Origin of the sequence: Nocardia sp. NPDC051787, from assembly GCF_040681325.1 — a bacterium.
Taxonomy (GTDB): Bacteria; Actinomycetota; Actinomycetes; order Mycobacteriales; family Mycobacteriaceae; genus Nocardia.
Genome location: NZ_JBFAYO010000003.1, coordinates 64689 through 77664, shown reverse-complemented (window position 1 = coordinate 77664; position 12976 = coordinate 64689). Strand labels below are relative to the sequence as shown.

12 protein-coding genes are annotated in these 12976 nt (G+C 66.5%); 7 read left to right on the top strand and 5 right to left on the bottom strand.

The window, feature by feature from the left end; translation table 11 throughout:
* The first annotated feature begins 5 nt into the window (after window positions 1-5).
* From AB0M45_RS04160 to AB0M45_RS04130, 7 genes are all read left to right on the top strand, one after another.
* Window positions 6-1493: an MCE family protein gene (locus AB0M45_RS04160; protein ID WP_364322714.1), complete on the top strand. Its 1488-nt coding sequence runs from the start codon at window positions 6-8 to the stop codon at window positions 1491-1493.
* Complete coding sequence (locus AB0M45_RS04155; protein ID WP_364322712.1) at window positions 1490-2533, top strand: MCE family protein; 1044 nt, start codon at window positions 1490-1492, stop codon at window positions 2531-2533. Before AB0M45_RS04160 ends, AB0M45_RS04155 begins: the two co-directional genes overlap by 4 nt.
* Window positions 2533-3531, top strand: a complete 999-nt coding sequence (locus AB0M45_RS04150; RefSeq protein ID WP_364323057.1) for an MCE family protein — start codon at window positions 2533-2535, stop codon at window positions 3529-3531. The genes AB0M45_RS04155 and AB0M45_RS04150 overlap by 1 nt, the downstream gene beginning before the upstream one ends.
* Entirely contained in the window at window positions 3528-4637 is a 1110-nt protein-coding gene (locus AB0M45_RS04145) for an MlaD family protein (protein WP_364322710.1), read from the top strand. The genes AB0M45_RS04150 and AB0M45_RS04145 overlap by 4 nt, the downstream gene beginning before the upstream one ends.
* An 8-nt stretch (window positions 4638-4645) precedes the next feature.
* The gene (locus tag AB0M45_RS04140; protein ID WP_364322708.1) at window positions 4646-5737 is read left to right on the top strand and encodes an MCE family protein; all 1092 of its coding nucleotides are present in this window, start codon (window positions 4646-4648) and stop codon (window positions 5735-5737) included.
* Window positions 5734-6912 (top strand): MlaD family protein, encoded by a 1179-nt coding sequence (locus tag AB0M45_RS04135; protein WP_364322707.1) that lies wholly within the window; start codon window positions 5734-5736, stop codon window positions 6910-6912. Before AB0M45_RS04140 ends, AB0M45_RS04135 begins: the two co-directional genes overlap by 4 nt.
* 132 nt (window positions 6913-7044) lie before the next feature.
* Window positions 7045-7833 carry a hypothetical protein gene (locus tag AB0M45_RS04130; protein WP_364322706.1) on the top strand — a complete coding sequence of 263 codons (789 nt, stop codon included), beginning with the start codon at window positions 7045-7047 and terminating at the stop codon, window positions 7831-7833.
* Window positions 7834-7910: 77 nt separating this feature from the next.
* Here the strand turns inward: AB0M45_RS04130 and AB0M45_RS04125 are convergent, their stop codons facing one another.
* The 5 genes from AB0M45_RS04125 to AB0M45_RS04105 form a co-directional block, all read right to left on the bottom strand.
* On the bottom strand, window positions 7911-8483 hold the full coding sequence (locus tag AB0M45_RS04125; protein ID WP_195127487.1) for a ribonuclease H: 573 nt from the start codon (window positions 8481-8483) through the stop codon (window positions 7911-7913).
* A gap of 10 nt (window positions 8484-8493) precedes the next feature.
* On the bottom strand, window positions 8494-8952 hold the full coding sequence (locus tag AB0M45_RS04120) for an SRPBCC family protein (protein ID WP_364322704.1): 459 nt from the start codon (window positions 8950-8952) through the stop codon (window positions 8494-8496).
* Window positions 8953-9089: 137 nt separating this feature from the next.
* On the bottom strand, window positions 9090-10274 hold the full coding sequence (gene lhgO / locus AB0M45_RS04115) for an L-2-hydroxyglutarate oxidase (RefSeq protein WP_364322702.1): 1185 nt from the start codon (window positions 10272-10274) through the stop codon (window positions 9090-9092).
* 291 nt (window positions 10275-10565) lie between these two features.
* Window positions 10566-11357: a TIGR03084 family metal-binding protein gene (locus AB0M45_RS04110; protein WP_364322701.1), complete on the bottom strand. Its 792-nt coding sequence runs from the start codon at window positions 11355-11357 to the stop codon at window positions 10566-10568.
* A 111-nt stretch (window positions 11358-11468) separates the two neighbouring features.
* A complete protein-coding gene (locus tag AB0M45_RS04105; RefSeq protein WP_364322699.1) occupies window positions 11469-12824 on the bottom strand; it encodes a hypothetical protein in 1356 nt (451 codons plus the stop codon).
* Window positions 12825-12976 lie beyond the last annotated feature (152 nt).

Below are 12976 nucleotides of genomic sequence, written 5' to 3'. Positions count from 1 at the left end.
ACCAGATGATCATCGATCCCAGTGGGCGCGGGCCCACGATGCGGCAGTTGCTCGTCGCAGGCCTGTGCGGCCTGGTCGTCTTCGCGCTGGTGCTGACCTTGTTGATGCTGCGCTACCAGGGTTACTTCAAGGAGAAGGTCAACGTCACCGCGAACCTGACCACCACCGGCGACGGCCTGCCCGAGCAGGCCGACGTGAAGTTCCGCGGCGTGCTCGTCGGCGCGGTGCAGAACGTCGATGTCGCCGCGAAGGGCGAACTGCAGAAGGTCAGGATCGAGATGAAGCCGGAGTTCGCCGGTGACATCCCGGCCAACGTGACCGCCCGCGTGGTGCCGAGCAACCTGTTCGCCGTCACCTCCGTCGAACTGGTCTTCAACGGACCCTCCGATCAGTACCTGCGCGAGGGCTCCGTCATCGAGGAGGATCGCAGTCAGGGCACGATCGCGCTGCAGGACACCCTCACCACCGTGCGCGACATCCTCGACAAGATCGACCCGGTGCAATTCGGCCGCGTGCTCGGCACCCTGTCGCAGGCGCTGGACGGTAGCGGCCGGATGCCCGGCTCCACCGTCGAGCGGTTCGACCGCTGGCTGCTTGCGGTCGACGAGTCGATTCCCGACCTCGGCGTGCTGCTCGGCGACTTCTCCGCGTCGTTCCACGCGCTCAACCAGTCCGCGCCGGAGCTGGTCGACGTGCTCGGCAGCTCGGTGCAGACCGCGCGCACCATCGCCGACCGCCGCGGTGAGCTGGTCGCGCTGATCACCGGCACCAGCGGGACCGTGGACACGGTGAACGATCTCTTCGCCCGCAACCCGGACGTCGGCAAGGAGGTCACCGCCGGGACCAGCGACATGTTCGGCGCCCTCGCGGCCGACCCCGACGCGATCACCAGGAGCCTGCTCAACCTGAGCGAGACCATGCGCCGGATGGACACCACGTTCACGTGGGGTCCACAGAAGCAGCAGGTCTGGAACGCGGGTATCACGCTCACCCCGTACCGGCCGTACACCGTGGCCGACTGCCCGCGCTACGGCGAGCTGGCCGGCCCCAGCTGCTACACCGCGCCGGCCGTCGCCGAACTGCCCGAACTGCCCGAACAGCTGAAGCCGCGCGCGCTCGCCTCGGCCGCCGGGCTTCCGCCCGTGGTGCCGATGCCGGGTCTGCCCCTGATCCCGGGTATCACCACCCCCGACCCGGCCCGGGCTACCGCGGCCGCTCCGACCGGCGGTGCGCTCGCTCCGTTCGCGGGCACGCCGCTCGAGGGTCTGTTCCCGATGCTGCCGCCCGGTCTGTTCCCGCCTGCCGCACCGGCACCGGCTGCTCCGGCCGCCGCGCCCGAGGGCACCCCGTCGGCAGCGCCGATCTCCCACCAGGGTGACTCGGCGATCGTCGCGCTGCTCGGCCGCAAGCCGACCACCGCCGAGTACCTGCTGCTCGGATCGATTTTGAAGGGCGGAACCATGCACGTGTCCGACAATGGTGCCGGACGATGAGCATTCGTAAGCCGCTGATCGGATTCAGCATCTTCGCCATCGTGTCGATCCTGGTCACGGTGGTCGTGTGGAATACCTTGGCGCGCATCGTCAGTGGTGACACCTACACCTACTCCGCGACCTTCTCCGACGTGCTCGGTCTGCACGAGGGCGATGACGTGCGCATGGCGGGCGTCCGGGTGGGCAAGGTGGAGAAGATCGAGCTCGGCCGCGACGCCGATCTGAAGAAGTCGGTCGCCAAGGTCACCTTCGTGGTGCAGCGCGACCAGATGATCTACGACGACACCAAAGCCCTTGTCCGATACCAGAACCTGATCGGTCAGCGCTATGTGGCCCTGGCTCCCGGCACGGCGCCGAGCCCGACGCCGCTGAAGAACAACGGCTCGATTCCGATCGAGCGGACCGAGCCGTCGTTCGACGTGTCCGCTCTGCTCAACGGCTTCCAGCCGCTGTTCCAGGTGTTGCAGCCCGAGCAGGTCAACCGCTTGTCGGAAACCTTCATCCAGGCGTTGCAGGGTGACGGTGTCTCGTTGAGCGCGTTCATCGTTCAGGCCGCGCAGCTGGCCACCGACTTCCAGCGCAGGGACGCGATTCTGTCCGATGTGATCACCAACCTCTCGGGCGTGATGGCGGGGTTGGCCAAACGAGGTGATGAATTGGAGACCCTGATAACCCAGACCCGCGCGTTGATCGGCGGGCTGTACGAACAGGGGCAGTCGTTGCTCGCCTCCACCGAGCAGATCGCCAGCGCCACCACGTCGCTGGTCGACATGATGGACCGGATCCAACCAGGGCTGCAGGCCGCGCAGAACTCCACCAGCGCGGCGCTGACCCTGCTGCTGGACAACGGCGCCAAGCTGGACCAGGCGGCGATCGACCTGCCGAACGTCCTGTCGGCGGCGGGCAGGCACACCTCCGAAGGCGCCTACGCCAACGCGTACCTCTGCGGCCTGGACGTCTCGCTCTACGGCATCCTGTTCCCGCGCGGGCTGTTCTCCCAGATCGGTGGAACCTCGCACTCGGCGGTGTGCCGCCCATGATGACGAAACTCAAGGCCAGGTTCGACAGCAATCGGTACTTCTGGTTGGGCATCATCGGTGGCGTCCTCATCGTGGTGCTGCTTCTGGTGTCCAGCGTCTACAAACTCATCGGGGTCGGCGAGCAGTCGATCAAGGCCGAGTTCGTGCAGGCCGCGGGCATCAAGGTCGGCGACAAGGTGAACGTCGCCGGTGTATCCGCCGGCCAGGTGGTCGACGCCGAACTCGAGGGAAGCCATGTGCTGCTCACGCTGAGCGTGCGCGACGACGTGAAGCTCGGCCCGGACGCGCGTGCCTCGATCAAGATGGCCACGCTGCTCGGCGCCAGGTATGTCGACCTGGAGCCCGGAGATGGCTCCGGCTTGAAGGGCAAGCGAATCCCGCTGTCCAATACCGCGGTTCCGTACAACCTGGCCGACGTGGTGCAGATCGGCACGCCGAAGTTCGAGGCGCTCGACACCAAGAAGCTGGCGCAGTCGCTGAATCTGATCAACGAGCAGATGGGCGGATCGCCCCAGCTCGCCGCGCAGGCACTCGACAGTGTCGGCGCGCTGGCCAAGGTGATCGATACCCGCAGGGCCGAGGTGGACGCACTGCTGAAGGACCTGGACCGGGTCACCCGGATCCTCGCCGACAACCGCAACAGCGTGCTGCTGGTGATCACCCAGGGCGAGGCCATCGCCAATCGGGTGATGGAGCGTCAGGCCCTGCTGCGCCAGCTGCTCGACGGCGTCGCGACGCTGACCAGGCAGCTGCAGGAGATCGGGGCGCAGAACAACGATCAGCTCGGGCCGACCATCGCGCAGCTGAACACCATGGCCGAGGGCCTGCAGAAGAACAAGGACAACCTGGACCGGCTGTTGTCGCTCATGCCGCCGACCGTGCGCTACCTGGCGAACTCGTGGGGTGGCAGCGGTCCGTATGGCGACGTCGGCCTGCCGTGGCTCTTCCCGGACAACTGGTTGTGCTTCGCCCAAGTGATCGAAGGGTGCCAGGGATGAAACTCCGCACGGCTTTTCCGCTGAAGACCGTCGCGAAGACGCTCATGATCAGCGCCGCGGCGCTGACGGTCGGCAGTTGCTCACTGCTGCCGAGTTCGGTGAACGACGCGTTGGGCACCACGATGCGGATCACCGCGGACTTCGAGAACATCGCGGGTATCTACGAGGGCAATCCGATCACGGTGCTCGGCCTGGACGTCGGCAAAGTCGACAAGGTCGTGCCCAAAGGCACCCTGGTCGAGGTGCACATGTCCATCGACAAGGACGTGCAGATCCCGAAAGACGCGGAGGCCGCGATCGTTTCGCCGTCCATCGTGACCGACCGGCACATCGAGCTCACGCCCGTCTACACCGGCGGCGCGACCATGTCCGACGGCGCGCACCTGCCCAAGGCGCGCACCAAGACGCCGGTCGAGCTGGACACGATGATCAAGACGATCGATCAGTTCGCCGCCGCGCTCAAGCCGGAGCCGGGCCAAGAGGGCATCGGCCCGCTGTCGGGCCGGGTGCTCTACCCGATGCTCAACGGCAACGGCGAGAAGATCCGCGACACCCTCAACGCGTTGTCCGGCGCGCTGAAGGTCGGTGTGGACAACAAGGACGCGATCTCCAGCATCATCATCAAGTTGAACGAGCTCACCACCATGCTGGCCGAGAACGACCAATCGGTGCGCGATTTCAGCGACCGGGTGACCCAGATGACCGGCCTGCTCGCCGAGCAGTCCCCGGGCCTGCAGGCCACGCTCGACCAGCTCAACGCCTTCTTGGTGAACACGAGCAGCACGCTGACGCAGTACCAGGACCAGCTGTCCGGCACCATGACCGGCCTGACCAACGTCACCCAGCAGCTGCGGGACAACGCTTACGGCATCACCGAGGTGGTCGACGTTGCGCCGATGGTGATGCAGAACATCAACGGCATCGTGAACCGGGAGCACCAATACGTCCGGCTGCACGCGATCATCGGTACCGCGCTGTCGGGCGAGATCGTCAGCCTGTTCTGCGAGCGCGTCCAAATGAGGGCCGACGGCTGCCGCACCGGAAACATGCAGGACTTCGGACCCGACTACGGGCTCACCGCCGCACTGCTCGGACTGACGAAATGACGTACCGAATGACGATAAAGGCACGCAGGGCGCTGGTCGCCGTCGTCGCGGTGGCCGGTGTGGGGGTCACCGCGGGCTGCGGATTCACCGTGGAGAAACTGCCGCTGCCCAAACCCGGCCTGAACGGGGACACCTACACGGTGCACGCGGTGTTCGAGAACGCGCTGAACCTGCCCGACCAGGCAAAGGTGAAAATCGGCGGCTCGGATGTCGGCGTGGTTACCGACATCAAGACGAAGAACTTCCAGGCCGTCGTGGATCTGACCATCCGCAAGGACATCGAGTTGCCCAAGGGCAGCACGGCGGAGCTGCGCCAGGCCACCCCGCTCGGTGACGTGTTCGTCGCGGTGTCCAAACCCAAGGTGGACCCGGGCGCGGAAATGCTACGCGACGGCGACACGCTGACCCTGGACAGCACCTCCGCGGGTGCGACCGTCGAGCAGTTGCTCATCTCGGTATCCATGCTATTCAACGGCGGCGGCATCGCGAGCTTGTCCAGGCTGGGCGCGGAGTTGGACTCCATCCTCGGCGGGCGCGGCGGGCAGCTGGCCCACCTGATCACCGAAATGACCGGCGTCGTCAGCAGTTTGAACGCCAACACCGCCCGGGTGGACAGCGTCCTCGGCGAGTTCAGCACCTTGGCGAACACCATCGAGTCGCGGCGGTCCGAACTCGGCGAGGTGGCCGACACGCTGCCGCAGATGGTCGGCGCCGTCGCGGAGAACAACCGGGCCATCGGCGACCTGCTGACCAAGCTCTCGGTGGCCAGCGCCGCGCTCGGCGACTACGCGAACACCTCCACCGAACAGCTGAGCAGCCTGCTGGACAACACCCATCAGCTGATGGACGCGCTGGCCAGAACCGGTGACGGCTTCGGCGTGCTGCTCGATCGCCTGCGGGTGCTGCGGCCGAAGGTCGACGCGACCTTCCGCGGCAGCAGCTTCGCGGTGTACGCGACCGCGACCAACCTCGATATCAGCGCGCTCACCGACCCGCAGCACGGCAAGCTCCAGGATCTGCACGACCTGCAGGACTTCGCGGGCAGCTTGATCCAGGTGCTGCAGTTGGTGCAGGGCCGGGTGACGGGAGGACACCGATGACCTTCCTGCGCAACCTGGCCGGACGCAAGCTGCTGCTGTCGAACCTGGGCCTGGTGCTCGTGCTGCTGGTCGGCGCCGCGTACCTGATGGTGAATGTCATGCGGGTCAACCCGCTGCGCTCGGACTACACGGTCACGGTGAACCTGGACCGTTCCGGCGGTCTGCAGCCCGGCAACGACGTGACGCTGCGGGGATGGCGGATCGGCAAGGTCAGTTCGATCGAGCTGACCGACCGCGGCCAGGCCATCGCCGCCACCGCGCAGATCGACGCCAAGTACAAGATCCCGGTGGACACCCGGATCGCGGTGCAGGCCCTGTCCGGCGCGGGCGAGCAGTACATCGACTTCCGGCCGAATGCCGAGCAGGGGCCGTTCCTCGCCGACGGCGCGGTGATCAAGTTCGATCCGGAGAAGATCCAAACGCCGACCCCGGTGTGGGCGGTGCTGGACAACTCCAGCGCGCTGATCGCGCAGATCAACCCGGACCACTTCAAGGTCATCCTGCAGGAGCTGGACGTCGCGCTCAGCGCGGGACCGGATCAACTGCGCGGCATGGTCAACGGGATCAGCTTGGCCATGGCGGGCCTGGACTCGTTGCTGCCGCAGACCACGAACCTGATCGCGAATCTGCGCACCATCGCCAACACCACGTCCATGGCGCAGCCGGACCTGGCCACCCTGACCCGCAACTCCGGAACGCTGTTCGAGCAGTTCAACAACGCGAACGCCGAACTGCAGCGCGTGCTCGACCAGGCTCCCGGTCAGCTCACCAGCCTCGGCGCGGTGGTGGACCGGACCGCCGATCCGATCACCAGCCTGGCGACCAACTTCCAGGCGATCACCAAGGCGGCGCAGTTGCGGCTGCCCGCGCTGCGGGTGCTGTTCCCCTCGCTCGCGCTCGGTGGCGAGGCGCTCGGCGTCCCGGCGCACGACGGTGAGTTCCACGCGATCATCGACATCTGGCCGCGGCCGTTCTGCACCTATGAGACGCCGAAGATCCGTAACGAGGTCGTGCAGGACGGCACGATTCCGAAGTGGAACTACTGTGAGAACCCGCCGCCGGGCCAGCTGATCCGTGGTGCGGCGAACGCGCCGCGGCCCAACGTGCCGAACAACGGCGCGCAGATGCCGCCGGGTGTGGATCCGAACGAGCGGACCCTTCCTCCGGTGCGGTGAGTTCACACCCGGTCCGCCGGTCATCCTGCCGGACCGGGCATACTCGCCGGTAGAACGCGTAAGGTTCGCTGTCGCGGGCCCCGAAGCCAATCGGCGCGCGCCGATGCGCGCCGGGAAAGCAGGTTTGTATCGATGTCTACCGACGACGCCGAGAACAAGGACGCCGAGACCACGGCCGCCGTGGGCGGCAAGGACACCGACGCGGTGACCGAGAAGTCGGAGGATGCCGCTGACGCGGCGAAGCCCGAGCTGTCCAAGGCGGAGAAGGCAGACAAGCCGAAGACGGAGATGAAGGCGGCGGAGAAGGACGCTCCCAAGGCGGACGCGTCCGGGAAGTCCGCATCACTTCCGCTGGTGGCCGCGTTCGCGGCCGGTGTGCTGGCGGTCGCGGCGATCACCGCCCTGGTCGTGTTCTTCCTGCAGGGCTCCGACCGCGGGGAGAAGCTGGACGCGATTCGGGATTCGACCAGTGCCGCCTGCGAGTTCGGCAAGGACGTCTCGGTCTACGACTACTCGAAGAACCTCGACGACTACTTCACCACGGTGAAGGCCGGATCGACCGGGGAGTTCCTGAAGGAGTTCGACGACGCGACCAAGGCGCTCAAGGACGCGATGGTGCAGGCGCAGGTCAAGTCCTGGGCCGATGACGTGCAGTGCGGCTACCAGTCCGGTGACAAGACCTCGGCGAAGGTGCTGGTGACCCTCACGCAGTATCGGACCAACTTCACCCAGGCCAACCCGGAGCGGCAGTTCGTGGTCGTGATCGCCCAGCTGCAGAAGTCGGGCGACAAGTGGCTGGTCGAGAAGCTCGACTCGCCGATGCTGAAGGGCGCCGGTACGGGCCTGCCGGGTGCGCCGGCGCCGGGCGGCACTCCGCAGCCCGCGCCGTCCGGTCAGCCCGGGCCGCAGCCGGGTAACTAACCGAGCGCCTCCGGCGGTGGGCCGAGCCACCACCGCCGGAGGTCATTCGGGCAGCTTGCCGGTTCCGCGCGAGCGGATCAGAACAGTGTCAATGCTTGTGGCGCCGACGGCGCGGCCGCCTTCCCCGCGGCCTTGTCCTTCGGCGCTTCCGGCGCCGTCGACGCTTCCTCCACAGTCACCGCGGGCATTTCCACGGTGTTCGCCTCGGCGACAGCCGCGGTGACCGCGGCCTGCCGAGCCGCTTCTCCGGCCAGCGCATCGGCCTGCTCGTTGAAGTAGTTGCCGACATGTCCCCGCACCCAACGGAATCGGACCGGACCGGGCCTGCTGGCGATGGCTCGATCGATCTGCTGGACGAGTTCGACATTCTTCACCGCGCCGCCGGTAGACGTGCGCCATCCGTTGAGTCGCCACCCCGAGACCCACTCCGAGGCACATTTGATCGCGTACAGCGAATCGCTTTCGATGAGAAGGGGTTCGGACCCGGGATGGGCCACGATCGCCTCCAGCACCGCGCGCAACTCCGCGACCTGGTTGGTTCCGGACGCGGCTCCCCCGCTCGCCGAGGAGCCCTGATGGTTGACCCAAGCCCAGCCGATGGCGCCGCCGGGATTGCGCAGGCAGGATCCGTCGGTGCTCACGATGATCATGGCTGGCACCCTACGCAATCCGACCGACAAGATCGGTACCGTGAAATTCCTCTATCTCCCTCCGTAGCCGGGATTCGGTACGCCGCAGCGCCGATTTGGCCGCGGCGTCCACCAGGCGTCCGACCGGGCCACGGGGTTGGCCGTATGTCGCCTCGGAGGTCAGCACCGACCGCCCGTAACCGAGCGGGTCGAAGCGCAGCGTCAGCGTCCCGGACAAGCGTCCACGGAGCGTATACCCGATCACCGCGTTGCGGCGGTATTCGGTGATCTCGCAGGTCACATTCGGTCGCCAGAGCGCGAGGCGGGCGCTGGTCGCGAAGACGGCGCCGAGGCCGCGGTCCGCTTCGCCGGTCGGTACGAATTCCGCGACGCCGAACATCCAGTCCGGCACGAACAGATGGTTGTCCGTATAGCTGAAGGCGACCTCGACGGGTGCTCCGACGTCACTCGCGTACTTGATGTGGCCCATAGGCCCTCCCTGTTCACGACTGGCGTCAAAAGTACTACAGCTCTCCTCTTTATTCGAGAGCTCGGCACATTTTGGTGTGTCGTATTGCCAGATTGCGACCGGCCGGTTTCTCAGTGGATCCGTGTCTTTCGGCGACCTCAGAGTTGATCGACGATGTGCTCCGCGATCGGCATCGCCGAGGTCGCCGCGGGTGAGGGGGCGTTGAGCAGGTGGATCGAGCGCTCGGTGCGCTCGATCATGAAATCGTGCACGAGTGTTCCGTCCCGCAGCACCGCCTGCGCGCGAATGCCTGCCTCGCGTGGAAGCAGATCGGCGAGCGTCAGCTCCGGACAGTAGCGGCGGCACTGCGCCAGGTATCCGCGTTTGAACAGGGAGTCGCGCAGTTCCCGCAGCCCGGTCCGCACGTTCGCCCTGGCGACCCGGTGGAATCCAGGGAATCCGAATATCTCTCGTGCGTCCCTGACGTCGAAGCTGCCCTTGCGGTAGCCCTCTCTGGCCAATCCGAGCACCGCGTTCGGGCCGACGGTCAGCGCGCCGTCGATCGTCGGGCTCAAATGCACGCCGAGGAAGGGCAACTCGGGATTCGGAATGGGATAGATCAGCGTGCGGACCAGCTCGGCTCGCTCCTGCGGCAGCTGGTAGTACTCGCCCCGGAACGGAACGATGCGAAAGTCCGTGCGCAGCTCGGCCGCTCGCGCCATCCGATCGGCCTGCAGACCCGCGCAGACCACCGAGCGGCGCGCTGTCCAGGAGCCGGTCGGGCCTGCGGCGGTCACCACGTCCGCCGTCTCGGTGAGCGTGGTGATCTCGGTGCCGAGCACGAATTCGCCACCGGCTGCGCGCACTTCCTCGGCGAGCGCGGTTGTCACCCGGGTGAAGTCGATGATCCCCGTGTCGGGTACGAACAGTGCGCCGCCACCGGTGATCCGCGCTTCGCGCCGAGCGAGTTCCGCGGCGTCGATCAGTTCGACGGCCACCCCGTTGGTGATCGACCGTTGGTGCAGCGCGAGCATGCGTGTGTATTCGGCATCGTCGGTGGCCACCAGCAACTTGCCGCAGACCCGGTATGGAATGTCATGTGCCGCGGCGAACTCCTTGGTCCAGCGCGCGCCGCGGCGGCACAGCGTGGCCTTCAGGCTGTTCGGCGGATAGTAGATGCCGGAATGGATGACGCCGCTGTTGTGCCCCGTCTGATGTGTGGCCAGCTCGAATGCCTTCTCCAGCAGCACAAGGCTCGCGCCGGGGTGGCGCGTGAGGATCTGGTGCGCGGTCGCGACCCCGACGATGCCGCCGCCGATGACGCAGAAGTCGTAGGTGGTCATCCCGCCGCCTCGTGCACGCTCGGCTCCGGGATGACCGCGGCTGTCTCGATGGTTGGCTCACTCATTGACGAGCAGGGTAAGCGGTGGCTCCCCAACGAGGCCTTCGCGGGGCGTTTATGTTTCCGGCAATACACGAGCGGGTAAATATCCGTGTAGCTGGCGAGCGTCATTCTCGACTGCCACATCGAGACACCCCGGCCAACGGCGTCCGGCCGTCGACACGAACACGGCGCACCCAAGTGTGGCGCTCGCCCGCTCCCACATTTTCGGATCGGGTCGGGTGGCAGCGGGTCAGGCGAATTGGCCCGCTGTCCTTCCTTCGCCCGTCGGTCCCGCGAAAGCTTGTGCGATGGTGAGCCATTCCGCGGCTTCATCGCCGTGCGCCTCGATCGCGAGGTCGTTCGGATGGCGGCGCTGCGTCACCAAAAAGCAGAAGTCGAGCGCGGGTCCGGTCACCCGCTGCGCGGCATCGTCGGGGCCCCACGACCAGACCGTGCCGTCGGGCGCCGTCAGCTCGACTCGGAATTCCGCCGCCGGCGGGGTCTTTCCGTGCACCGTGTAGGCGAAGTTCCTGGTACGAACGCCGATATGGGCCACGGTACGCAGCCGCACCGTTGGCGTCCTGCGCACGCCGAGGCCGTCGGCCACGTCCTGTCCGTGCGCCCAGGTCTCCATGATGCGGGCGGTGGTCATCGAGGCCGCGCTCATCGGCGGGCCGAACCACGGCACTTTGACACCCGCGGGCACCGCGCGCAGCGCCGCGGCGAGAGACGCGCGTCCACGCCGCCACCGGTCGAGCAGGTCGGTGGGTGGTTCGGTCGCGGCCTTCTCAGCCGCTTCATCGACGAAGGTGAGCGCACGCGGCCCGGCCTCGCTCACCAGACGCCGGAAGGTCTCGGGGTCCGCTGCCGCGATCGTCGCGATCTCGTCCGTCCATGCCAGATGGCCGATCTGATGGGCGATGGTCCAGCCGGGTGCGGGAGTCGTGCGCGACCACTCCTCCTGAGCTAACGAGCCGACGAGTCGTTCCAGATCAGCACATTCTCCGGCGAAATCACCGAGCAGCGCTTCAAGGTCAGCCATACGTTTCCTTGCCCTCCCGGGCACACCACCATGTATGCCGTTATTGTTCAGCATCGCAGCGCGGAAAGAAAAAGGCAAGCATGCTTGTTTTATATTTGCCGCGGATGCGCGCTACCAGCCGAAAACGACCAGGTGGGCGGCGCCGACGACAAGTCCGAGGACCGCCCCGTGCAGGTACAGCAGCCAGGCGTCCTGCTCGACGGACGCGTAGAACATCTCCATGAACTCCCCCGGTGTCAGCCGCCGGAGTTTGCGTGCCGCGAACTCATCGATGGTCTTGGCTTGTTCGAGGGTGAACTCCTCGTCTTCCGCCAGGCTGGGCGCCAGCCCGACCGCGGCTCCCGCCGCACCCACCGAGAGGTTGACGAACTGGCGGCGCCCCAGCGCCGCTCGGACGAGCGTGGTGGTCGGTCCGAGCTGGCGATGGATCTCGTCGGCGATCACGTGCTCCAGCAACTGCCTGGTCTTGTCCCCGTTCGGACCCTCGAGGAGCTCTTTCGAGAGGTTGGGCAGGGTCAGCACCTGGTAGGCCAGGATGTGTGCGAGGTCGGTCGCCGCCTGCGGTTGCCGCTTCGCCAGCAGCGCTTGTTTCCACAAGTACTTGTACCTCGGTTGCGGGTCGCCCGGCTCGAACACCATCTTCACGGCGATGACGTTCACGATCACACCAATCGCCGCCGAGACGAGCAGCACGATCACCCAGCCCGGCACCAAGCCGAACACAGGAACGCGCTGGTGCACATGCATGTACAACGCCAGCAGTAGTCCGAACGGCGCACCGAGCAATCCGATTCGCACCATGAATCGCAACTCGGGCGCTGCGATGGTGGTGGTCAAGTCCTTCAGGATGTCCGGGTTTTCCCGCAGGTAGCGGATCACGAAGCTCTTGATGTCGATCAGTTGGTCGACGTTGTCGCCGAGTGAGGCGAACGCGCGGCGCGACAGCGCGGGCAGCTCCCGAGCCACCCGCTGGTAGATCAATTGCTTGGCGGCGCGCGGTACGGTGCGCCAGAGGTCGCGGTTCTCCCGGTACATCAGTTCATCGACCAGCGGCCGCACCTGTTGGCGGGCGAGCATCGCGGTGTAATCGGCGATACCGTCCAGATCGAGCTCGTGGATGAAGTCCTTGGGGCTGCCGATCCGCATCAGCGCCTTGTCCACGCAGATACTGGCCATCTTCTCCGCGCGCGCCGGAATGAAGCCCTGGAATCCGAGGCGGCGGCCGTCGCCGGAGAAAGTCGGCAGCACCTGGACTCGGCGCGGAAAGTACGGGTAGAGCACCTGCAGGCCGGGGATGCGAATGCCGCGGAACCGGATCGGCCAGAACAGCATCAGTACGCCGGTCCAGTTGGTCAGCCACCCGGCCAGCGCACTGAAGACCGGAAACGTGACCAGCTCGACCACGAACTTCGGCTGCCCGGTCAATCCTTCCCAGTCGATGAACACGCCAGCGGCGAGCGACGACATCGATGGGACTCCCTAGGCCGGTCCGGCGGTACCGCCGGTATGAGATACCAAGGCCCCCACGTTCTCATTGTCTTGGACGGAGTGTCAACGAGGCCCCCGGCGGAGAATTCGCCGTCAGCGAACGAGCCGAGCAGCGCGGAACAAACGCGAAT

Excerpts from the sequence above, each read along its gene's own strand:
- lhgO (WP_364322702.1), bottom strand. The coding sequence starts at position 10,274 with ATGACCACCTACGACTTCTGCGTCATCGGCGGCGGCATCGTCGGGGTC.
- AB0M45_RS04160 (WP_364322714.1), top strand. The coding sequence starts at position 6 with ATGATCATCGATCCCAGTGGGCGCGGGCCCACGATGCGGCAGTTGCTC.
- AB0M45_RS04150 (WP_364323057.1), top strand. The coding sequence starts at position 2,533 with ATGACGAAACTCAAGGCCAGGTTCGACAGCAATCGGTACTTCTGGTTG.
- AB0M45_RS04110 (WP_364322701.1), bottom strand. The coding sequence starts at position 11,357 with ATGGCTGACCTTGAAGCGCTGCTCGGTGATTTCGCCGGAGAATGTGCT.
- AB0M45_RS04135 (WP_364322707.1), top strand. The coding sequence starts at position 5,734 with ATGACCTTCCTGCGCAACCTGGCCGGACGCAAGCTGCTGCTGTCGAAC.
- AB0M45_RS04155 (WP_364322712.1), top strand. The coding sequence starts at position 1,490 with ATGAGCATTCGTAAGCCGCTGATCGGATTCAGCATCTTCGCCATCGTG.
- AB0M45_RS04125 (WP_195127487.1), bottom strand. The coding sequence starts at position 8,483 with ATGATCATCGTGAGCACCGACGGATCCTGCCTGCGCAATCCCGGCGGC.
- AB0M45_RS04120 (WP_364322704.1), bottom strand. The coding sequence starts at position 8,952 with ATGGGCCACATCAAGTACGCGAGTGACGTCGGAGCACCCGTCGAGGTC.
- AB0M45_RS04105 (WP_364322699.1), bottom strand. The coding sequence starts at position 12,824 with ATGTCGTCGCTCGCCGCTGGCGTGTTCATCGACTGGGAAGGATTGACC.
- AB0M45_RS04130 (WP_364322706.1), top strand. The coding sequence starts at position 7,045 with ATGTCTACCGACGACGCCGAGAACAAGGACGCCGAGACCACGGCCGCC.
- AB0M45_RS04145 (WP_364322710.1), top strand. The coding sequence starts at position 3,528 with ATGAAACTCCGCACGGCTTTTCCGCTGAAGACCGTCGCGAAGACGCTC.
- AB0M45_RS04140 (WP_364322708.1), top strand. The coding sequence starts at position 4,646 with ATGACGATAAAGGCACGCAGGGCGCTGGTCGCCGTCGTCGCGGTGGCC.